Below are 21679 nucleotides of genomic sequence, written 5' to 3' on the forward strand. Positions count from 1 at the left end.
ATCAGCGCCAGCCGGCGGCGATCTTGACGAACAGGTCGGTCGCCTCCGGCTCGCCGACGCTCACCCGCAGGCCCTCACCGGCGAAGGGGCGCACGATGACCCCGGCGGCGCCGGCCTCCGCGGCCCGGGCCGTGGTCCGCTCACCGAGCGCCAGCCAGAGGAAGTTCGCCTGGGAGTCGGGCACGTCCCAGCCCTGCTCGCGCAGCGCAGCGGCCATCCGGGCGCGCTCGACGACGATCGTCTCGACCCGCTCGAGCAGCTCACCCTTGGCGCGCAACGACGCGAGCGCGGCCTGCTGAGCGATGTGGGACACACCGAAGGGGGTGGATGCCGACCGGATCCCGGCGGCGAGCCGGGGCCGGGCGACCGCGTACCCCACCCGCAGCCCGGCGAGGCCATAGGCCTTGGAGAACGTCCGCAGCACCACGACGTTCGGGTGCCCCGCGAGCGCGGCCAGCCCGGCGACCGGGTCGTCCATGCGGACGAACTCGAGGTAGGCCTCGTCGACGATGACGAGCACGTCGGAGGGGACCTGGGCGAGGAAGTCCTCGAGCGCGGCGTGCGTCACGGCCGAGCCGGTCGGGTTGTTGGGGGTGCACACCATGATCACCCGGGTGCGGGGGGTGACGGCGGCGGCCATCGCCGGGAGGTCGATCCCGCCCCCGGCCCGCAGCGGGACCGGGACGGACGTCCCGCCGGCCACCGAGACGACGATCGGGTACGCCTCGAAGGACCGCCACGGGTAGATCACCTCGTCACCCGCGTCGACCACGGACTCCAGGATGTGCCCCAGGACGGCGACCGAGCCGTTGCCCACCACGATCTGCTCCGCGGTGACGGGTCCCTTGGCGGCGCGCGCCTCCGGCGTGAGCCCGGCGGTGAGGTCCGCGGCGAGCGCCGCGGTCAGCTCCGTCGCGAACATGTCCGGGTACCGGTTGATGTCGGAGACGGCGTCGATGATCGCGGCCTGGACGGAGGCCAGCGGCGGGTACGGGTTCTCGTTGGAGGACAGCTTGAACGCTGCGGCTCCCACGGGAACCCGGGCGCCGGGGACGTAGGCGGGCAGCGCGCTGATGGCGGGGCGGAGGGGGACGCGAGGAGTCACGTGCCTCATCCTCCCACCTGCCTCCCTCCGCGAACATCCCCGGACGCCCCCTCTGACGCCCCCGGCCTCCCCGCGTCCCACCCGTGCCCGCCCGGGGCCGCCGGGCGCACAGCCCCCACCAGCCAGCACACAGGCATCGGTGGCAGGATCTCCCCATGAGCTTCTTCATCCGAGTCCTCGTCAACGCCGTCGCCATCTGGCTCACCACTTTGCTGCTCGGCAGCCACTTCGAGGTGGTCGGTGGTGAGGGCACCGGGGGCCGCATCGTCGTCTTCGTCGTCGTGGCGCTGATCTTCGGAGTGGTCAACGCCTTCGTCAAACCGATCGTGCAGCTGTTGTCCCTGCCGCTGTACATCATCACGCTGGGCCTGTTCACCCTGGTGGTGAACGCCCTGATGATCCTGCTGACCGCCTGGATCACCGAGGCCGCCGACTGGGGGATGCGGATCGACGACTTCTGGTGGGCGGTCCTGGCCGCGCTGCTCATCTCCATCTTCTCGATGCTCATCTCGGTCGTCGTGCCGGGCACCGGCTCCCGGCAGGAGCGTCGCTGACGCTCACGAGAGCGGCTGGGTGAGCGCGCCTCCCCGGCGGGTCATCTCGTCCCAGGCGAGCGAGCCGTCCGGCCGGGTGGGCGGAGTGGGCGTCACGAGCGGCGACGGCGCACCCCCGGCGTGCCCTCCCACCGCCGGTGAGCCTCGCCCAGAGACGCAGATGTCGCCCGAGACCGAGGTGGCCGGCACTGCCGCGCCAAGAACCGGTCCGGGCGAGAAGTACGTCGTCTCGACCGGTGCGGGCGCGGGAACCACGGTGCGCGCCACCTCCGGGGCGCCCGCCGCCAGCGCGGTGCCTCCGGCGTCACCCAGCACCCCGCTCTGCTGCTCCACGGCCGCAGCCACCCCGGGCAGTCCACGGGAGACGGCGAGGTCGAGGACCTCGCCGTGCGTGGTCAGGCTGTGCGCACTGTGCGCCCGGTCGGGTCCGGGGACTCCCGGCAGGTCCGGTCCTCCGGGCAGGTCCGCCGTGACCGTCACGCGGTCGGGGGTGTCAGGAGGCGCGGCACCGGCCAGGCTGGAGATCATCTCCTCCTGGTTCTGGACACTGAGGATGGGCACCGGCCGGCCCGGTGAGATCGCCGCGACCGGCGACCCGAAGGTCGCCACGTTCTGCAGGTCGTAGCGGCGCCGGAAGGTGGAGTCCGCGGCCAGCTTGACCGCCACCGTGCCGCCCTGGCTGTGCCCGTACAGCCCGACCGCCGCGCCCACCGGGATGCCCGCCTGCTGCATCGCCGACTCGACGAGGTCCATCCCCGTGCTGCGGTCCCCCTGGGCGAGGGCCAGGTTGTTCTCCGCGCTGAACGGGCTGTTCGAGCCGATCGTCAGGTCGTCCGTCCCGCGGATGAACACCGCCCAGGTCACCGACCCGTCGCGGTGGGGGATCTGCTGGATGGCGATCGTCTCTGCAGGAAGATCATCGATCCGCGCCATCGCCCCGGTCACCGAGGTCACCGGCGCAGCCGTGGTCCGGCGTTCGGTGAGGTGCCCGGGACGCAGGTCGCGCGCCGGCTCCATCCGCGCACCGGGCAGGCCCACCACGGTCGACGGCCAGGTCCACCCGGAGTAGAAGGACGCACCGCGCCGCAGCACCCCCGCGGCGTCGGCGGTGCCGGGCGGGCGGAGCAGGCCACGCGAGGGGTTGTACTTGCCGATCCCGGCCCCGATCCCGGCCGTGAAGCGCTCCTGGGCCGAGCCGCCCGGCACGCTCAACGCCCCAGCCAGGACCGTGCGGCCCAGGGCCATCGGGCTGAGGTCCCAGCCGTCGACGGTGCGGGCGGCGGTCCACAGCCGGCTGCGGATCGACTGCTCCGCGTCGTCGAGGACCTGCCCGGCGGTGCGGGTGCGCCGGTCGAGTCCGAGCAGCCGGTGCTCCTGGGCGAGCAGTGCCGTGCCGAGCAGCTGTGCGGCGTCAACCGCGGCCCCGAGGCGGATGCCCCGCACGGGGTCCCGTGTCGGGGAGGGGTCGGCGCAGTGCTGCAGGTAGCTGGCCAGCACGAGCGCGCAGACCTGCGCGGACCGCCGACGCGCGTCCGCCAGGTACCCGGCGGCTGCGGCGATCAGGTCGGCGGCCGTGGCGATGTCGGCGGTGTTCGCCGCCTGCCCGCCGGAGCCGCCGGTCACGGTGATGGCGATCGAGTCGTCGTCGACCGCGGGAGCGCTCATCACCCGACCCGGTTCAGGGCCAGCCGCGCGGCGTCGACGCGGGACCCGATCGTGGCGATGAGCCGCTGGGACTCGCTGAGCTCTGCACGGAACAGGTCCGCCGAGGTGGACACCCAGTCCGCGGTCGCGGCAGTGGCCAGCGCGGCGTCGGCGTCGGCCAGGTCGGCGTCGATGAGGGAGAGGAGCCCCTGGAGGCTGGTGACATCGGTCATGGACTGGACGCTAGGGCGCCGAGCCGCAGGCCCGCCCGGACCGGGATGGGAGCTGTGGACGGGGCCTGCCCGAGCTGGCCTGTGGACGGGCAGCCACACCGAGGATCCGCCGACGGACACCCCGCCGCCCACCAGCCTCGTCGTGGAAGAATGGCGCCATGCCCAACAGCTCTGCGCTCCCCGCGCCCCTCGAGTCCACCCGTGCCAGCCTGGCGGAGATCACTCCGCCCATCGCCCTGGGCCCTCTCGACGGACGCTACCGTGCGACCGTCGCCCCGCTCGTGGACCACCTCTCCGAGGCGGCCCTCAACCGGGAGCGCCTGCACGTCGAGGTCGAGTGGCTGATCGCGCTCACCGACGGCACCCCCGACGGCCCGATCGTCCCCGGCGCACCGCAGCTGAGCGAGGCCGACAAGACCTACCTGCGCGCCGTCGTCGCCGATTTCGGCGGCGCCGGGATCGCGGAGATGGCCGAGATCGAGCGGGAGACCGTGCACGACGTCAAGGCCGTGGAGTACTTCCTCAAGCGTCGCCTCGCCGCCGCACCGGGGCTGCTCGGGGAGTCGACCGTGCTGCCCAGCGTCGGTGAGCTGGTGCACTTCGCCTGCACGAGCGAGGACGTCAACAACCTCTCCTACGCGCTCATGGTGCACGGCGCGGTCACGGCGGTGTGGCTGCCCGCCGCCGGGACGCTCGTCGAGCAGATCGCGGACCTGGCCCGTGAGCACGCAGCCGTGCCGATGCTCAGCCGCACCCACGGCCAGCCGGCTACCCCGACCACCGTCGGCAAGGAGCTCGCCGTGCTCGCGCACCGCCTGCGCCGCCAGGTCCGCCGGGTCGAGAACGCGGAGTACCTCGGCAAGCTCAACGGCGCGACCGGCACCTACGGCGCGCACGTCGCCGCGGTCCCCGGGACGAACTGGCCGGCCGTCTCCCAGGCCTTCGTCGAGGGCCTGGGCCTCACCTGGAACCCGCTGACCACGCAGATCGAGAGCCACGACTGGCAGTCCGAGCTCTACGCGGACATCGCGCGCTTCAACCGGATCCTGCACAACCTCGCGACCGACGTGTGGACCTACATCTCGCTCGGCTTCTTCAAGCAGATCCCGGTGCCGGGGGCGACCGGGTCCTCGACCATGCCGCACAAGGTCAACCCGATCCGCTTCGAGAACGCCGAGGCCAACCTCGAGATCTCCTGCGCGCTGCTGGACACCCTGTCCGCGACCCTGGTCACCAGCCGCATGCAGCGGGACCTCACCGACTCCACCACCCAGCGCAACATCGGCCCGGCCTTCGGCCACTCGCTGCTCGCGATCGACAACGTGCGCCGCGGTCTCAAGGCCCTCGCCGTCAACGTCGACCTGCTCGCCGAGGACCTCGACGCCAACTGGGAGGTGCTCGGGGAGGCCATCCAGTCCGCCATGCGCGCCGCCTCCGTCGCGGGTGTGGCCGGCATGGAGAACCCCTACGAGCGCCTCAAGGAGCTCACCCGCGGACAGCGGATCAACGGCGACGACCTGCGCACCTTCGTCGCCGGTCTCGGCCTGCCCGACGACGTCGCGGCGCGGCTGGCGGCCATGTCGCCCGGGTCCTACGTCGGCCTGGCCGAGCAGCTGGTCGCCGACTACCTGTGACTCCCGAGGACGCGGCGGCCGTGCTGAGCGCCAACGTCGCCGGGCAGTCCGTCATGGTCGAGACACTCGCGGCGCAGGAGTCCGCGCCCGAGCGGGGCTGGTGGGCACGGCTGACCGGCCGGTCCCCCCTCACCGAGGAGGCCCGCCCCTGGTACCTGGGCGCGATCGGCGAGATCTGGGTCGGCGGTCTCCTGAGCCGCCTCGGCCCGGAGTGGACGGTGCTGCACGCGGTCCCGGTCGGTGCGGGGACCTCCGACATCGACCACGTGCTGATCGGCCCGGCCGGGGTGGTCACGGTCAACACCAAGAACCACGGGACCCAGAAGGTGTGGGTGGCCGGCAGGGCCTTCCTCGTCTCCGGGCAGAAGCAGCCCTACATCCGCAACTCCGAGCACGAGGCCGCCCGCGCCGCGAAGCTGCTCACCGCGGCGGTGGGCCGGCCGGTGGCCGCCTCGGCGATGATCGTCGTCGTCGACCCCCAGCAGATGGTCGTGCGGGAGAAACCCGCCACGGTCACCGTCATCACGTCCGATGGCATGCTCCGGGCGCTGCGCGCCCACACGAGGCGGGGACCGGCGCTGCCCGCCGACGATCTCGAGGCGCTGCGCGCGGCCGCGATCGAGCCCCGGACCTGGCACCGCACCCCCGCGCCGGCGATCGACACGGCGGACCTGCTCGCGCGCTTCGGCCAGCTGCGCCGCGCCGTCTCCAGCGCCCGACGCCGCCGCGCCACCTGGCGCTTCGCCGGGCTGCTGTCCGCCATCACCGTGGTGTGCGCGGCGTACCTGGTGATCACGTCCGGGTTGCTCGACGCCGTCGTCTGACCGGCAGGGACCTCGCGCCAGGTAGGAATGCCCCACCCTGCGAAACCCCAGGGCTTCTGGGCGGATTGACCCAGTCCTCACCGAGGTGGGGACTCCTGCCCATCTGGTCATCGGCCCTTGACGATCTATGACATATTTTGCGCATGCCGTTGCGCCCACCCTCCTCACGCCGCCGCGCACGTGCGTCGGCCGTCGCCTGCGCCGTCCTGACCGCCATGCTGCTGACCGCGTGCGCCACGATGATCGAGGGGGAGGCCGTCGCCGGGGCCAAGAGCTCCCAGATCGGTCCGCCGATCGACTCCGAGACGGTGTCGTTGCGCCACGACTACGACGAGACCGCCCAGGAGGTCAACGACTACTGGAGCGAGGACCGGCGCAAGGACGCCAAGCCGCGGGGCAACGACGCCGGTGAGGGCGACGCCGACACCTTCGACGCCCCCCCGGACGCGGCCACCGGCGTGGTCATCGACCCGACGACCGGCCCGGTCAGCCCGGACGGCGCACAGGTCCCCGACTCCTCAGCCGGTGACGTCTTCGCGGCGACCGGCCTGGCCGCGTCCACCCAGGGCCGCCTCTACATGTCCTTCTCCGACGGGGACGGCGTGTGCTCGGCCTCCGTCGTCGCCTCCGCCTCCGGGTCGGTCGTGGCGACGGCCGCGCACTGCGTGTGGGACTTCGCCACGGACACCTGGGGGACGAACATGTGGTTCGTGCCCGCCGACGCCGACGACACCGCCGTCATGCCCTACGGCGCATGGAACGCGGTATCCGTGATCGCCCCCCAGGAGTTCCTGGACACGGCAGAGGTCGACGACACGCTGGGCATCGTCGGAGACGGCTGGGCCTACGACTTCGCGTTCCTCGTCATGGGGACGAACGAGGCCGGCCAGACGATCCAGGAGGTCACCGGGGGTCAAGGTATCGCCTTCGGAGTGCCGGCCGAGGAGCTGCTGGTGACCGGCTACCCGACAGCACCGCCCTTCGACGGCGCGTCGCAACGCTACTGCGCCGCCTCCGAGTGGGATCCAGGCATCCGCGGCACCTACTCCTTCAGCTGCGACATGACCCAGGGCGCCTCGGGCGGCGGCTGGTTCACCAACTACGACCCGGTCACCGGGTCGGGGTACCTCGTCGCCACGACGTCCTACCGCGGCTACGACTACATCGGCGCGGCCCCGCTCGGGGCGAGCGCGCTGCAGATCTTCACCGAGATCGGAGGCGTGTGATGGCCAGTACGACGTCGACGCACCGCCGCACGGGTGCGCTGGTCACCAGCGCGCTCATCCTGGCGCTCGCCTCCGGCTGTTCGAGCGAACCTGTGGCCGGCGCGGGCTTCCCGGACTGGGACGTCGTCGACACCCTCGCCGCGGAGCGCTTCGATGCGCAGATGAGCATCCTGGACACGCGCATCGCCGAGTCCAGCCCGTTCACGACCGACTCCCAGACCGACGTCACCGGCGTGGCCTACCACCACGTGATCCATGGCGAGCGCGAGTCCAGCGGTCAGTCCGTCGTCGCGGTCAGCGGCAACCCGGCCTCGGTGTTCGTGCGCCAGACGGACGCCAAGGAGGGCTTCACCCTCGACACCCTGCATGTCGGCGGCGAGGCAGCGGACTACCTCCTGCTGGGCGACTCGTACACCTCCCTCGCCCCGACCGCGTGGGTCCAGGTCCCCACCATCTACGGCACTCCCGGCGAAGACGCCCTCGTCGCCGGCCTGCGCACGATGTGCTTCATCACGGGCTTCCAGACCATGTGCGAGATCCGCGAGGCGATCTCCCTGACGCAGGAGTCCACCTTGGGCTCGCAGATGCGGCGCTCCGTGCAGACCGACGGCGACGGCGTGGTCCACTCCGAGACCGAGGTGACGCTCGCGTCCGTGATCGCCGTCTCGGCCCTGCTCGACATCCCGGCGGACATCTCCGACCTGTTCACCCCTGAGATGCTCGACTCCTTCATCCCGGTGAGCGTGTGGCAGGACGCCGACGGCAACCTCGTCAAGATGGAGATGAACGGGACCGTCACCGGGACCGACGGTGTCGAGGACTTCGTGGTGCAGGTCGGCTTCGAGATCACCGGCAGCGCGACGACCAAGGACCTCCCCGCCGTCCCGGAGCCTGTGGACGTCACCGTGATCGACGAGTCCGAGATAACCGCGTTCTACGACGCCCTAGGAGAGCTGTCATGAGCACCAACCAGCCGTATGGCCCACCCTCGCCTCAGCAGCCTGCTCAGCAGTACGGCCAGCAGCAGCAGTACGGCCAGCAGCAGTACGGTCAGCAGCAGGGCCCTCCGGTCGCAGCGTGGCCGGCCCAGGCGCCACCCGCCACCCCACAGGTCGGGTACGCGCCGACGCCACCCCGCCCTCGCCGGGCCGGGAAGGGGCCCACCGTCGTCGTCACCGCGCTGATCACGGGCATCCTGAGCGTCACCGTGACGCTGCTGGCCACCGGCGCCCTCACCGCGCCGCCGACCTTCGACGAGGACGCGCTCACCGAGGGGGTCGCGGAGGTGCTCACCACCGACTTCGACCTGACCGACGCCGACCACGTCTCGTGCCCGGGCGAGATCGAGGCCACCGAGGGCACCGAGTTCGAGTGCACCTTCACCTCGGGCGGGGAGGACCTGTCGATCCCGGTCACCGTCCTCAACGACGAGGGCCAGTACCGCGTCGGCGGCCCCGCCCCCAGCTGACCCTGGTCGCCCGCTCGGTCATGTGGTCGGCTGAGCCGACGCCGTGCGGAGCACGGTGATGAATTCGTCGGCCATGTCGAGCTTGCGGGCGAGGTCGGCTCGGCGTTCGTGGGCCGAAGTGAGGTAGGTCTGCAGGCGTGCACGCAGGTCGAGGGATGGCTCGGCACCGCCGGTGCGCATCTTCTCGACGATGTCGAGCAGGTCGGCCATCTCGTCGAGGGTGAACCCGAGAGGCTTCATGCGGCGGATGAGAAGGAGTCGGGTGAGATCGGGCTCGGTGTAGAGCCGGAAGCCCCCTTCGGTCCGGGCCGAGGGGGTGAGCAGGCCGATCTCGTCGTAGTGGCGCAGCGTGCGCAAGGAGAGCCCGGTGCGCTCCGCCACGGCGCCGATGTGCATGTGCGTCTGGGACATAGTCCCAACCCTACCCTCACGTTAGGGTAGGGTTCACCGAGGACGAGCGCGGCGCGTGCACTCGCGGCCCCTCGCCCCCAACCTCTCGCACCAGGAAGATGGAGTCCCCATGTCCAGCTCACCGGCTGCCTCACCACCCACCCCACCGCCCGTGCACGTCTCACCGCCGGAAGCCGACGAGGTCCACTCCGTCATGGCGGCCCTGAGGTCACCCAAGCGTCTCAAGACCGAGGTCCTGGCCGGCCTCGTCGTCGCACTGGCCCTCATCCCCGAGGCGATCTCCTTCTCGATCATCGCGGGCGTCGATCCCCGGCTGGGACTGTTCGCGTCGTTCACGATGGCCGTCTCGATCGCCTTCCTCGGTGGCCGCCCCGCCATGATCTCGGCAGCCACCGGTGCGGTCGCCCTCGTCATCGCGCCCGTCGCGCGCGACCACGGCATGGACTACTTCATCGCCACCGTCATCCTCGCCGGGATCCTCCAGGTGGTCCTCGGGGTCATCGGCGTCGCCAAGCTCATGCGGTTCATCCCGCGCTCGGTCATGGTCGGGTTCGTCAACGCCCTGGCGATCCTCATCTTCCTCGCCCAGGTGCCGCACATGCTCGGTGTGCCGATGCTCGTCTACCCGCTGATCCTCGTGGGGCTGGCCCTCATGGTCTACCTGCCGCGCCTGACGCGCGTCGTGCCGGCACCGCTCGTCGCGATCGTGCTGCTCACCGTCGTCACCGTCACCTTCGCGGTCAACGTCCCCACGGTCGGCGACGAGGGCGAGCTCCCGGAGTCCCTTCCCTCGCTCCTCTTCCCCGACGTGCCGCTCACCCTCGAGACGCTGAAGATCATCGCGCCCTACGCGATCGCCATGGCCCTCGTCGGGCTGCTCGAGTCCCTCATGACCGCCAAGCTCGTCGACGACATCACCGACACCCACTCGAACAAGACCCGCGAGGCCTGGGGCCAGGGCGCCGCGAACATCATCACCGGCTTCTTCGGCGGGATGGGTGGCTGCGCGATGATCGGCCAGACGATGATCAACGTCAAGGCCTCCGGTGCGCGCACCCGCATCTCGACCTTCCTCGCCGGGGTCTTCCTGCTCGCCCTCGTCGTCGGGCTCGGCGACGTCGTCGCGCTCATCCCGATGGCGGCTCTCGTCGCGGTGATGATCATCGTGGCCGTCTCCACCTTCGACTGGCACTCCGTCCGCATCGACACCCTGCGCCGCATGCCCAAGAGCGAGACCACGGTCATGGTCGCCACCGTCGCCGTGGTCGTCGCCACCCACAACCTCGCCATCGGTGTCATCGTCGGCGTCATCGTCGCGACGCTCCTGTTCGCCCGACGCGTCGCCCACCTCACCCAGGTCACCCGGCTCGACGCCTCAGACGACGACAACGAGCACGTCTACGCCGTCACCGGGGCGCTGTTCTTCGCCTCCTCCAACGACCTCGTCTACCAGTTCGACTACGCCGGCGACCCGGAGAACATCGTCATCGACATGTCCGGCGCCACCATCTGGGACGCGTCGACCGTCGCCACCCTCGACGCGATCACGACCAAGTACGCACGCAAGGGCAAGACCGTGACCATCACCGGCCTGAACGAGGAGAGCGCCGAGCGCCACACCCTCCTCGCCGGCAAGCTCGGCGCCGGACACTGAGCGCGCGCACCTCTGACCACGAAGCGGTGCGGTGCGGTGCGGGTCAGAGGTGGTCGAGGTGGCGCAGGAGGACGCCCTCGCGCAGGGCCCACGGGCAGATCTCGACCTCGTCGATACCGAGCGCCTTCATCGTGGCGCTGGCGACCACGCCGCCGGCCACGATCTGGTGCGTCCGCTCGGCCGTGATGCCGGGCAGCGCCACCCGCTGCTCGGCGGGGATCTGCGCCAGCCGGGCGACCCAGTCCTTGAGGTCGGTGCGCCGCAGCCGCCACCGGTCGTCCGGTCCGACGGCGTCGACCTCGTTGCCAGCCAGGCGCGCGAGGGAGCGGAAGGTCTTCGAGGTCGCCACGACGTGGTCAGCGCGCGGGTAGCCGACGAAGGCCTCGCGCACCGCGGCCAGCTCGCGCTGCACGACGCCGCGCAGCGCGGTCATCTCGTCCTCCCGCGGCGGGTCGTGGCGCAGGTGCGCCCGGGTCAGCCGACCGGCGCCGAGCGGGACGGACAGGGCGATCTCCGGGATCTCGTCGGTGCCGGCGGTGACCTCGAGGGACCCCCCGCCGATGTCGAGCACGAGCAGCCGACCGGCGCCCCAGCCGTACCACCGGCGCACCGCGAGGAAGGTCAGGCGGGCCTCGTCCTCCCCGGACAGCACCCGCAGCGGCGCACCGATCCGGTCCTGGAGGACCTCGAGGACACGGGGACCGTTCGGCGCCTCACGGACGGCCGAGGTCGCGATCGCGAGGATCTCGTCGACGCCGTGCTTGCGGGCCGCGGCGACCGCAGCGGTCACGGCCTCGGTCAGGGCGGCGACGCCCTCGGGGATGATCACGCCGTCGTCGTCGAGGTAGCGCATGAGCCGCACGATCGACCGCTGGGAGGCCGTGGGCACCGGGCGCGCGCCACGGACCGCGTCCACGACGATGAGGTGGACGGTGTTGGACCCGATATCGATGACGCCTAGTCGCACGCCGAGAACCCTAGCGCGCCCCCAGACCTGCTGAACACCGTCAGGGGGTGTGGAGCGCGACCTTCGTGGACTCTGCGGCCAGGTCGGAGAGCGGCTGCCCGTCCCGGACGGCGTCCCGGATCCGGGTGATCGCGCGGTGCAGCAGGGACCCGGCGAGCCGGCGCATCGACACCTCGTGCGCGACGACGTCGGCGGCCGAGGAGAAGGACGCGCGCGAGCGGACGATCTCCGCCTCGACCTCGGCCGCGATCCGTTCCCGCAGCGCGACGATGATCTGGTCCACCGCGCGCACGGCCTCGTTGCTGACGTACTCGGCCGCGGACTCCGCGACGATCGTCCGCGCCGCCTGGACCGGCTCCGAGCCGGCCGCCGGGACGTGCGCCCGGATGGTGCCCAGGTCCATGAGGAGCACGTGGTCGATGTCGCCCACCCGGGGGTCGACGTCGCGGTGCAGGGCGAGGTCGAGGATGACCAGCGGTCGAGGCGGCATCTGCTCGCCCATCCGTTCCGCCGCGCGCTCACGGGCCGTCACGACCGCGGCGGTCGCGAGGATGTACTCGAGGGAGTCGGCCGAGCCGGCCTCCTCTGCGGACTCCTCTGCGGTGCCCGACGCAGCCAGCGACGGCCTGCGCGCCCCGGCCCCGCTGCACGAGACCACGAGGTCGGCGTCGCTCAGCGCGGAGACGAGGTCGGTCACGGCATCGATGCCTCGGGACTGGGCGAAGAGCTCCGCCCGGCCCGACGCGGAGTACACCGACACGTCGGTGCAGCCGCGTGCCCGCAGGGCGGCCACGGAGGCGCCGGCGTAGGCGCCCGTGCCCACGATCACCGCACGGGTCTGACGCCACGGCGGGATCGACGCCTCGGCGAGCTCGAGCCCGACCGAGACCACCGACCGTCCGTCCGCGCCCAGGTGGGTGAGGTGGCTGACCTTCTTGGACGTGCGTGAGGCGCGCTGGAAGAGACGTTCCAGGGGCGCGCTGGTGGTGCGTCCGGCGTGTGCGGTGTCGAGGGCGCGGCGCACCTGCCCGGCGATCTCCCGCTCCCCCACCACCATCGAGTCCAGGCCTGAGGCAACGGAGAAGAGGTGCTCGGCCACCGCAGGGCCGCTGCGCACCGTGAAGGCGGACCGGGCGGCCTCCACGCTCACCCCGGACTCCACGGCGATCAGCCGGGCGATCTCGTCCGAGGCGTGGCGCAGGTCGCGCTCGGTGGTGGCGTCGGCGTCGACGACATCGAGGTACAACTCGAACCGGTTGCACGTCGCGAGCACGACGGCACCGGTGATCATCTCGCAGGCCCGCACGGCTGAGGTACCCATCAAGTGCGCGCCGGATGACAGCTGCTCGAGCGCCTCGAGGTCAAGTTCGTGGTGGCTTGCGGTCAACGACATGAGAACCACAGCGATTCGATTTAAACATTGTTGCTTCCAAAGGCAGAATCGAGGGGTGAACCTCCCCAGCACGCACCCCCTCGTCGACGGCCGCACCACAAATGCACCCTTGATCCGCGCTTTCCGTGGTGAGCGCCCCGAAATCACGCCGGTCTGGTTTATGCGCCAGGCGGGACGATCCCTCCCGGAATACCTCAAACTGCGCGAGGGTATCGGCATGCTGGACTCCTGCCTGCGCCCCGATCTTGCGAGCGAGATCACACTCCAGCCGGTCCGCAGGCACCACGTGGACGCCGGGATCTTCTTCTCCGACATCGTCATCCCGCTGCGCCTGGCCGGGGTCGACGTGGACATCGTCCCCGGCGTCGGGCCGGTGCTCGCCGAGGCCGTGCGCACCTCAGCGCAGGTCGACCGCCTGGTCTCGTCGACGCTCACCGACGAGTCGATGGCACCGATCCGCGAGGCCGTCGCGCTCACCGTCGCCGAGCTCGGGTCGACGCCGCTGATCGGCTTCGCCGGCGCGCCGTTCACGCTGGCCGCCTACCTCGTGGAAGGCCGCCCCTCGCGCGACCACCTCGCCGCCCGGACGATGATGCACGCCGACCCGCAGTCCTGGGCCCGGCTCACCCAGTGGGCCGCCGACGTCACCGGGGCGTTCCTGCGCGGACAGGTCCTCGCCGGCGCGAGCGCCACCCAGCTCTTCGACTCCTGGGCCGGGAGCCTGAGCCGCACGGACTACGTCACGCACGTCGCCCCCTCCTCGGCCCGCGCGCTCTCGCACGTCAAGGACCTGCCGGTGTCGATCGTGCACTTCGGCACCGGGACCGAGCACCTGCTGACCGCCATGCACGACGTCGGCGCGGACGTCATGGGCGTCGACTACCGGACCCCGCTCGACGAGGCGAACCGGCTGCTCGGTGGCACCGTCCCGCTCCAGGGCAACATCGACCCGGCTCTGCTCGCCGCCCCGTGGCCGGTGCTCGAGGCACACGTCCGCGACGTCGTCACGCGCGGACGCACCGCGCCCGCCCACGTGGTCAACCTCGGCCACGGGGTGCCCCCGGAGACCGACCCGGGTGTGCTCACCCGGATCGTCGAGCTCGTCCACTCGCTCTCCGACTGACCGCGCCGGCATGAACCAGCGCAGAGGACTCAGCGACGAGGCCGCGAGCCGCGCCGACGTCGTCGTCGTCGGAGGAGGCATCGCCGGCCTGGTCGCCGCGCAGCGGCTGCTCGAGGGCGGGGAACTGCCCGTGGTCCTGGAGGCCGGCGAGCAGTGCGGGGGGTACCTCGCCCAGGGCCGGCTCGCGGCCGAGGGCGCGGAGGTCCGGGTGGATGTGGGGGCGGAGTCCTTCGCCGCGCGCAGCACGGTGGTCGCCTCGCTCGTGCAGACGCTCGGCCTGGAGACGGTCGCCCCCGCAGCCCTGTCCGCCTGGGGCTGCACCCCGGTCGGCCGACGCCGCACGCGCACCTTCCCGCTGCCCGCCGCCGGGGTGCTCGGCATCCCCGGCCGCCCGTGGGCGGCCGACACCCGGCGGGCGATCGGCCTCCTCGGGGCCTTGCGCGCGAGCCTGGACGCCGTGCTCCCGGTCGGCCGGGTGGACACCTCGAACCTGGCCGCCCTCGTGCGGTCCCGGCTCGGCGCCCGGGTGCTCGACCGCCTCGTCACCCCGGTCGCCGGCGGGGTGCACTCGAGCGACCCTGCGCTGCTCGACGTCGACGCCGTCGCCCCCGGCCTGCTCGCCGCGTACCGCGCCGCCGGCTCCCTCACCGGGGCGGTCCGGGCGCTGCGCGCCCAGGCGCCTCCCGGATCGGCGGTGCGCGGGGTGCCCGGTGGGCTCAATCAGCTCGTGACCGCCCTGGAGCGCTCGGTCGAGGCAGGCGGCGGCGAGATCCGCCGGAGCACGCCCGCACGCAGCCTGCGCCGCGACGGCGACGCGTGGCTCGTGCACACCGGCCCGGGGCAGGCGCTGCGCACCGGGCGCGTGGTGCTGGCCGCGTCCGCACGCACCACCGGGGCACTGCTCGCCGGACTGGTCGACGTCGAAGGCGCGGAACCGGCTCGTGGCACCGACATCCGGCTGGTGACGCTGCTGGTCCGCTCGGCCGCGCTCGGCGCAGCGCCGCGCGGCACCGGGGTCCTCGTGGCTCCCGGGACGTCGGTGGTCGCCAAGGCGACGACCCATGCGTCCGCGAAGTGGCCGTGGCTGCGCGACCAGCTGGACGAGTCCTTCGGCGAGGACGTGCACGTCGTCCGGTTCAGCTACGGCCGCGGGGGCGCGGGCCCAGCCGGACCAGCCGACCCGTCCGATGACGACCTCGTGGCCCAGGCGGTCGACGACCTCGGCGCGCTCTACGGAGTCAGCGACACGGTGGTGCTGTCTTCCCTGGTCACGGCATGGGACGACGCCCTCGCCCCGCCGACCCCGGCTTCCCGGGAGCGGGTGGCCCGGCTGCTCGCCGACGTCGAGGCGCTCGCCGACCAGGGCCTGCCCGGGCTCACCGTGACCGGCGCCTGGGTGGCCGGGACCGGACTGGCCGCCGTCGTGCCGCACGCTCAGAGGTCGGCCCGCCCGCTGAATGGCGACTGACCTGGTGGGCAGATATCGCAGAGAATTTCGCGCCTTTTGCGGAAGGGACAATCTGTCAGGTCTTTCTGCATTTCGCGTGGCACCTATTGTTCTGACGTGATGTCAGAACGGAATGGGTGATCGAATTTCGTCACCACGGGCGAAGAAGAGCAGACTGGGGCGGTGACCTCTCTCCAGCCGCTGCGTATCGGCACCCGCGCCAGCACCCTCGCCCTCACCCAGACCGGCCTCGTCGCCGACGAGCTCCGTGAGCTCACCGGCCGCCCCGTCGAGATCGTCCGCATCAAGACCGAAGGCGACGTGCTCACCGGGTCGTTGTCGCAGATGGGCGGCACCGGGGTGTTCGTCACGGCGCTGCGGGACGCCCTGCTCGAGGGTCGCTGCGACGTGGCGGTGCACTCCCTCAAGGACCTGCCGACCGCACCCTTCGAGGGCCTCACCTACGTCACCCCTGTACGCGAGGACCCCCGGGACGCCCTGTGCTCACGCGACGGGCTGCGCCTCACCGACCTGCCCCTCGGTGCGAAAGTGGGCACCGGTTCCCCGCGACGCGCCGCGCAGCTCCTGCTCGTCCGTCCCGACCTCGACGTCGTGGACATCCGCGGCAACGTCGAGACCCGCCTCGGGCGGGTGGACGCCTCGGGACCGGGCGACCTGGACGCCGTCGTGCTCGCAGCGGCCGGGCTCAACCGGCTCGGTCGCGGCGCCGCCATCACCGAGCTCATCGACCTCGACACCATGTCCCCGGCCCCCGGCCAGGGCGCCCTCGCCGTCGAGTGCCGCACCGGCGACCTGGCCACCGACGAGTCCCTCGCTGCTGCCTTCGCCGCCATCGACGACCCCGGCACCCACCTTGCCGTCGTCGCCGAGCGCGCCCTGCTCGCCCGCCTCGAGGCCGGCTGCGCCGCGCCGGTGGGCACCTACGCCTCGGTGAGCGACGGCATGCTCTCGCTGCGGTCGGTCGTGGCCCGCCCCGACGGGTCCGAGCACCTGCGCCACGGCGGGTCGACCGAGGTCGCCGACAACGACTTCGAGGGCGCCGCCGCCCTCGGACAGAGCATCGCGGACCACTTCCTCGGACTGGGAGCGGCCGACTTCATCTAGGAGCAGATCCCCTAGAAGTAGAGCCCCCGCAGAGTGATGGCCATCGAGACGAGAGCGATCGCCACGAGCGCCTTGACCATGAGCAGGCGCTCGCGACGCTTGTCACGGCGACGCTCTGCGTCGGCCTGGAGCGTTGCGTCGTCGGCGTGCCTGGGCAAGCGATCATGACTCATGAGGTCCGCACCCGCCCTGTCTTCTCCGTCTTGTCCCAGACCTGCGCGGCCCCGCGGTACTCCTTGATGTAGGCGTCGAAGGTGATCGCGCAGAGGATCGGTCCGTAGCCGACGAGGTAGACCAGCCCGGGCGCGACCCATCGGCCCACCCGGGTCACCTCGATCCGCTTGATGAGCCACGCGCAGACCATCGAGAACGAGATCCACACGTAGGCGAAGAGGGTCCACCCGACCGTGTCGAAGGGGTCCCAGCCCAGCAGGTGCGCGAGCGGGCGTTCGACCAGGCCGGGGGCGAAGGCCGTCAGCATGATGAGCAGCGAGATCGCCCCCGGGAAGAGCACCGCCTCCCGCCAGGCCCGTCGTCCGGTACCCACATCGATGAGGACGGTCAGGGTCGTGATGAACACGTACGTCCCGCCCGCGAGGAACCAGGTCGCCTCGAAGACGACCCTGGCCAGGGTGCTGTCGAGGAAGAACAACCCGACCAGGCCCGTCGAGCTGAGCACCATCACCACCGGGAGCAGCAGGATCGCGAACCAGAACAGCCCGAAGCTGAACGCACCGAGGTTGTGCTCGCGGCTCGGCCGGAACCACAGATGCTTGAACTCCTTCGTGATCTGGACGTTGCCGCGGGACCACCGCAGGCGCTGCTTCCACAGGGCCGCGACCGAGCCCGGCTCCTCGGCCAGCACGATCGCGTGCGGCTCGAAGACCACCTTGCGCCCGGCGAGCTGGGTCCGGAACGTGGTGAACGTGTCCTCAGCGAGGGAGGTCGTGTCGATCTCGCCGCCGATGGCCAGGAGGTTCTCCCGGGAGTGCAGCTGCGCGCCGCCGGCCAGGCAGGCCACCGCACCGAGCACGTTCTGCGAGCGGCGGGCGGCCGCCTGCGCGGCGATGTACTCGTAGCCGATGAACCGGGTGAGGTAGTTCGGGTCCTCGCTGCCTTCCTTGATGTACGCGGTGACCGCCCCCACCTCGGGGTCAGCGAGGTGCCGGGTGAGCAGCCGCATGGAGTCCGGTGAGTAGATGACGTCGGCGTCCATGATGAGCAGCGCCTGCATCCAGTCGTCCGCGAGGATCTCGCGGATGCCGTGGTTGAGGGTGTGCGACTTCCCCTGCCCGCCGACCTCGCGGCGCAGGTGGACCACCCGACCGGGGTACTGGACCTCTTTCGCCCGGGCGACGTCGGGGGTGTCGTCGGTGCTCGCGTCGTCGACCAGGTAGACCCGCAGCGACTCCGGCGGGTAGTCCAGGCCCATCAGGCGGTCGATCGACGCGGCGATGACCGCACCCTCGTTCCACGCCGGGACGACCACCGCGACCCGCGGGAAGTACGCCGCCGTCCGGTCGTAGTGGTTGCGCACGCCGTGGAAGGGGATGACGAAGAACTGGAAGGCACCGGCCACGACCGGGACGGCGCCGGTCGCGACGAACACCAGGCAGACCCAGGTCACGACCGACTCCAGGACCTCCATCAGCGGTCCTGTGCTGCCTGCAGGATCGCCGGGACGAGGGTGTACTTCCCGACGTCGTCGCAGTGGTGGCTGTCGGTGCTCACCACGAGATGCACGCCGGCGTCAGACAGCACGCGGACGGCGCGGGGCGAGGGGCACGCCCACTTCTCGTTGACCTCCACGAGCGTCCCGGTGGCCAGGGCGGCTGCCGCGATCGCGGCGAGGTGCTCGTCGGTGATGTCGTCCTCGGTCAGGCCGATCTTCGGCAGGATGGAGAACAGGTGCGCGAGCTGGCCGCGGTCCACCTGGCTCATGGCGGCGATGGTGGCACCCACGAGGGTGTCGACCGCGTCGCGCGCGCGCTGCGGCCCGGTGATCGACTCCCGGACCACCCGCGGGCTGAGCGGGCCGGCCGGGCCGGGGAACTGGTGGTCGGCGATGAGCACGCGACCCACCCCCGGGTGCGTGGCCAGCCCGGGCGGCAGGTCGAGGGTGCCCGCCGCGTCGAGGATCTTCGCCTCGACCCCGGTCTCGACCCGCAGGCCGTCGGGGATCGTCAGCTCGGCGACGGCGGAGAGCATCTGGGGCACCCACGTGGTGCTCACCCGGACGTGGTCGACGAGCCGCAGCAGCGCCACGCCCCGGGTCGACGCCGCGGCGACGTTCTCCGCGAGGGTGCTGCGTGCGTCGTCGGAGAAGGTCGAGTGGACGTGGTGGTCCTGGGCCAGCGAGATCACGGCAGGGCCGAGGAGGCGGGAAGGCTGGTCGCGCTGTCGTGCTCGGGGTGCTTCTCAGCCGCGGTCAGTGCGGCGAGCTCGGTGAGCACGTCGGCGGGGTCGAGGAAGACGTCCTCGAGGTAGCGCACGTTCGCCAGCTCGCGGAACTCCAGCCGCTCGGGCAGCGCGCGCCCGAGGACCATGTCCAGGCAGAGCCGCGGCATGTCCACCCCGCTCGCGATGGTCAGCGGCATCGCCCCGGGGAACCGCGGGTTCACCTCGAGCAGCGCGGGGGTGCCGTCCGCCCGGCGTCGCAGCTGGACGTTCGCGACGGTGGTCAGCCCGACGGCGTGGGCCACCTGGGTGGCCGTCCGCTCGAGTCCGGGGTCCTTGACGGTCCGCCCGGCCACCGCGACCCCGGAGTCCACCCGCAGCCGCGAGCGTGGCACCGCGGCGAGCACGGTCCCGGCCAGGTCGGCGATGACGTCGACGGAGTACTCCTCGCCCGGCAGGTTCTCCTGGACGATCGTCATCTCGTCGGTCCCCAGGCTGCGCAGGGCGGCCTCGTCCTCGACGAGGTGCACCCCGCGTGAGCCGCTCCCCGAGCGCGGCTTGACGATCACCGGGTAGTCCCAGTCGTAGGAGACGCCCAGCAGCTCGGTGCGGGGCACGAGGTCACCCAGCCCGGCGCAGACCTGGGCGAGGCGGTACTTGTCGAGGGTGTTCTCGAGCGTGGCGAGGGACGGGCTCGCGACCGCGACCCCGAGGGCGGTGAACTCCTCCAGGCGCCGTGCGATCGGGACGAGCTCGACGTCGACGGTGGGGAACAGCACGTCGATGCCCAACCGCTCGCACAGCGCGAGGAGGTGGTCGACGAAGTCTGGGGCGAGGCCTGGGCGCACCAGGTGGCGCCGGTCGGCGGGGACGAGGTAGAGCGCGCTCGCGTACACGTCCATGTCGCTCGCGTGCACCCGGGCGTCGGTCGCGGCGAGCGACCGCACGATGGCGACCCCGGCGGGACCGCCCACTCCTGTGACCAGGACGTCAGTCATCCAGCACGCTTCCTTCTGCTTCGTGTGCGGCGCTCGTGGCGCGCGGGATCCCCGGGAGCGGGTGTCCGGGGGTGTGGCCGCCCAGCAGGGCGGCGGGCGGTTCCCCGGCCTGGTCGGCGGCCCGGGTGGCGACGTGGCTGGTGGTGCCGGCCCGCACCCCGGTGGCGTCCCGGACGACCTCGAGCGGCTCGGCGTAGGTGCCGCCGCCGTAGCGCGACCAGTAGCGCGCCGTCGCGAGCACGAAGTCGGGGGCCAGGTAGTCCCGGGTCCCCTGCGAGGCGAAGGACCGCAGCAGCGCGAGCTTGGTGTCGGTGAACCCGTCGATGGTGATGAACCGGTTCGGGCGGAACTCGACCGTGGCGGAGGGGCTCTGGTAGCCGGCGAACATCGGGACCCGCCGCGTGGCGACCGAGGCTGCGCGGTGCACCGCGACGTGGTCCTGGTGGCGGTCGTTTCCGGAGTGGGTGTAGACGATCGTGGGGTGCACCTCGGCGACCACCTGCTCGATGATCCCGACCGTGGGGTCGGCCGCGGAGATGCGGGTGTCCTCGAGGTCGTTGAGGAACAGCCTGGCGCCGATGAGCTCGGCGGCGGAGAGCGACTCGTGGTGACGGTCGACTGTCCCGCCGCGCTCACCCCGGCTCATGGTGAGGATGACGATCTGGTCGCCGGCGGCCTGGTGCGCGGCGAGCGTGCCCCCCACGCCGATCTCGACGTCGTCGGGGTGCGCGCCGATCGCCAGCACGACGTTGGCCGGGCGCGCGGCGGCCCGGGACTGCTCGACCAGGCGGGTGACGACCTCGACGAGCTGCGGCTTGCGGATGGGCTTGAAGAGGAACTCGTCGGCCTGCAGCCGCAGCGCGTTCACCGCGTAGTCGAGGGTCGCGTGGGCGGTCATGACGACGACCGGCAGATGGGGCCGGGACTTCTTCACCCGCTCCGTGAGCTCCAGACCGGTCATCCCGGGCAGCTCGATGTCCGTCAGGACGAGGTCGAAGGTCGTCGACGCCAGCAGGGCCAGCGCCGCCTGGGGGTTGGACACCACGCGGGGGTCCATGCCACTGCGCTCGAGAACGGTCCGCATATATCCTGCGGCGTCCGGATCGTCCTCCACGACAAGGATGACATAGCGGCTGTTCATCAAGTCGCTCCTGTCGCGTCAGCTGTAACCGGACGCTTTTCCCGCCCACCTGAGACTAGCCTGACCCCCCTGCAGGGTCGAGCCGAGACGCCGCCTGAGGAGGTCACCGCGGGGTGTCGCGTCCGCGACGGACTGACCTGCTCACCGCCACCTCCCCCTCGCGCCGCCCCGCAGCAGCGGTGGCCACCCGAGCCCGCCTGACCACTTCCGGCTCCACCGGGCCCCAGCCCAGCGGCCGGGGTCGTCTGTTTTGCTCCAGGTCGTCTATCTGGATGGACGACCCCGCGCGAAATGAACGACCCCGTCGGTGGAGCACGGCGGGCAGGGCGGGCGGG

21 protein-coding genes are annotated in these 21679 nt (G+C 71.9%); 10 read left to right on the top strand and 11 right to left on the bottom strand.

Features of this window, described 5'->3' with window-relative positions; translation table 11 throughout:
* Position 1 precedes the first annotated feature (1 nt).
* Entirely contained in the window at positions 2-1114 is a 1113-nt protein-coding gene (gene hisC, locus ACWA15_RS17735) for a histidinol-phosphate transaminase (protein ID WP_464056937.1), read from the bottom strand.
* Positions 1115-1260: 146 nt separating this feature from the next.
* Between hisC and ACWA15_RS17740 the strand changes: the two genes are divergently transcribed.
* Positions 1261-1659: a phage holin family protein gene (locus ACWA15_RS17740; protein WP_464056938.1), complete on the top strand. Its 399-nt coding sequence runs from the start codon at positions 1261-1263 to the stop codon at positions 1657-1659.
* Positions 1660-1662: 3 nt separating this feature from the next.
* Here the strand turns inward: ACWA15_RS17740 and ACWA15_RS17745 are convergent, their stop codons facing one another.
* Both ACWA15_RS17745 and ACWA15_RS17750 read right to left on the bottom strand, forming a co-directional pair.
* Positions 1663-3324, bottom strand: coding sequence for a hypothetical protein (locus ACWA15_RS17745; protein WP_464056940.1), 1662 nt, complete (start codon positions 3322-3324; stop codon positions 1663-1665).
* A complete protein-coding gene (locus ACWA15_RS17750; protein WP_464056942.1) occupies positions 3324-3536 on the bottom strand; it encodes a hypothetical protein in 213 nt (70 codons plus the stop codon). Before ACWA15_RS17750 ends, ACWA15_RS17745 begins: the two co-directional genes overlap by 1 nt.
* Before the next feature lie 158 nt (positions 3537-3694).
* Between ACWA15_RS17750 and purB the strand changes: the two genes are divergently transcribed.
* The 5 genes from purB to ACWA15_RS17775 all read left to right on the top strand — a co-directional run bounded on the left by purB (position 3695) and on the right by ACWA15_RS17775 (position 8688).
* On the top strand, positions 3695-5170 hold the full coding sequence (gene purB / locus ACWA15_RS17755; protein WP_464056943.1) for an adenylosuccinate lyase: 1476 nt from the start codon (positions 3695-3697) through the stop codon (positions 5168-5170).
* Positions 5167-5994 carry a nuclease-related domain-containing protein gene (locus ACWA15_RS17760; protein WP_464056945.1) on the top strand — a complete coding sequence of 276 codons (828 nt, stop codon included), beginning with the start codon at positions 5167-5169 and terminating at the stop codon, positions 5992-5994. Before purB ends, ACWA15_RS17760 begins: the two co-directional genes overlap by 4 nt.
* 143 nt (positions 5995-6137) lie before the next feature.
* On the top strand, positions 6138-7220 hold the full coding sequence (locus ACWA15_RS17765) for a trypsin-like serine peptidase (RefSeq protein ID WP_464056947.1): 1083 nt from the start codon (positions 6138-6140) through the stop codon (positions 7218-7220).
* Positions 7220-8182, top strand: a complete 963-nt coding sequence (locus ACWA15_RS17770; RefSeq protein ID WP_464056948.1) for a hypothetical protein — start codon at positions 7220-7222, stop codon at positions 8180-8182. The genes ACWA15_RS17765 and ACWA15_RS17770 overlap by 1 nt, the downstream gene beginning before the upstream one ends.
* On the top strand, positions 8179-8688 hold the full coding sequence (locus ACWA15_RS17775; protein WP_464056950.1) for a DUF4333 domain-containing protein: 510 nt from the start codon (positions 8179-8181) through the stop codon (positions 8686-8688). The genes ACWA15_RS17770 and ACWA15_RS17775 overlap by 4 nt, the downstream gene beginning before the upstream one ends.
* Positions 8689-8706: 18 nt before the next feature.
* On the opposite strand, the gene ACWA15_RS17780 is transcribed toward ACWA15_RS17775, so the two are convergent.
* Positions 8707-9099: a MerR family transcriptional regulator gene (locus tag ACWA15_RS17780; RefSeq protein ID WP_464056951.1), complete on the bottom strand. Its 393-nt coding sequence runs from the start codon at positions 9097-9099 to the stop codon at positions 8707-8709.
* A 109-nt stretch (positions 9100-9208) separates the two neighbouring features.
* Between ACWA15_RS17780 and ACWA15_RS17785 the strand changes: the two genes are divergently transcribed.
* The gene (locus ACWA15_RS17785; RefSeq protein WP_464056952.1) at positions 9209-10753 is read left to right on the top strand and encodes a SulP family inorganic anion transporter; all 1545 of its coding nucleotides are present in this window, start codon (positions 9209-9211) and stop codon (positions 10751-10753) included.
* Between the two features lie 43 nt (positions 10754-10796).
* On the opposite strand, the gene ACWA15_RS17790 is transcribed toward ACWA15_RS17785, so the two are convergent.
* Complete coding sequence (locus tag ACWA15_RS17790; protein WP_464056954.1) at positions 10797-11720, bottom strand: Ppx/GppA phosphatase family protein; 924 nt, start codon at positions 11718-11720, stop codon at positions 10797-10799.
* A gap of 40 nt (positions 11721-11760) precedes the next feature.
* The gene (locus ACWA15_RS17795) at positions 11761-13113 is read right to left on the bottom strand and encodes a glutamyl-tRNA reductase (RefSeq protein WP_464056955.1); all 1353 of its coding nucleotides are present in this window, start codon (positions 13111-13113) and stop codon (positions 11761-11763) included.
* A 55-nt stretch (positions 13114-13168) separates the two neighbouring features.
* Here ACWA15_RS17795 and hemE point away from each other — a divergent pair, with 55 nt between their 5' ends.
* The 3 genes from hemE to hemC all read left to right on the top strand — a co-directional run bounded on the left by hemE (position 13169) and on the right by hemC (position 16808).
* On the top strand, positions 13169-14236 hold the full coding sequence (gene hemE, locus ACWA15_RS17800; RefSeq protein WP_464056957.1) for a uroporphyrinogen decarboxylase: 1068 nt from the start codon (positions 13169-13171) through the stop codon (positions 14234-14236).
* Positions 14237-14246: 10 nt separating this feature from the next.
* Positions 14247-15704, top strand: coding sequence for a protoporphyrinogen/coproporphyrinogen oxidase (locus ACWA15_RS17805; protein WP_464056959.1), 1458 nt, complete (start codon positions 14247-14249; stop codon positions 15702-15704).
* A gap of 162 nt (positions 15705-15866) precedes the next feature.
* Positions 15867-16808 (top strand): hydroxymethylbilane synthase, encoded by a 942-nt coding sequence (gene hemC / locus ACWA15_RS17810; RefSeq protein WP_464056960.1) that lies wholly within the window; start codon positions 15867-15869, stop codon positions 16806-16808.
* An 11-nt stretch (positions 16809-16819) separates the two neighbouring features.
* On the opposite strand, the gene ACWA15_RS17815 is transcribed toward hemC, so the two are convergent.
* From ACWA15_RS17815 to ACWA15_RS17835, 5 genes are read right to left on the bottom strand one after another with little or no spacing between them, the layout of a single operon-like run.
* Positions 16820-16981, bottom strand: a complete 162-nt coding sequence (locus ACWA15_RS17815; protein WP_464056962.1) for a hypothetical protein — start codon at positions 16979-16981, stop codon at positions 16820-16822.
* Positions 16978-18456, bottom strand: a complete 1479-nt coding sequence (locus ACWA15_RS17820; RefSeq protein WP_464056963.1) for a glycosyltransferase family 2 protein — start codon at positions 18454-18456, stop codon at positions 16978-16980. Before ACWA15_RS17820 ends, ACWA15_RS17815 begins: the two co-directional genes overlap by 4 nt.
* Positions 18456-19172, bottom strand: a complete 717-nt coding sequence (locus ACWA15_RS17825; protein WP_464056964.1) for a PHP domain-containing protein — start codon at positions 19170-19172, stop codon at positions 18456-18458. The genes ACWA15_RS17820 and ACWA15_RS17825 overlap by 1 nt, the downstream gene beginning before the upstream one ends.
* Positions 19169-20203, bottom strand: coding sequence for an ATP-grasp domain-containing protein (locus ACWA15_RS17830; protein WP_464056966.1), 1035 nt, complete (start codon positions 20201-20203; stop codon positions 19169-19171). Before ACWA15_RS17830 ends, ACWA15_RS17825 begins: the two co-directional genes overlap by 4 nt.
* Positions 20196-21344, bottom strand: coding sequence for a PIG-L deacetylase family protein (locus ACWA15_RS17835; RefSeq protein ID WP_464056967.1), 1149 nt, complete (start codon positions 21342-21344; stop codon positions 20196-20198). Before ACWA15_RS17835 ends, ACWA15_RS17830 begins: the two co-directional genes overlap by 8 nt.
* Between the last annotated feature and the right edge of the window lie 335 nt (positions 21345-21679).

The sequence above is a fragment of the Sanguibacter sp. TS_SC_8 genome, from assembly GCF_055361235.1.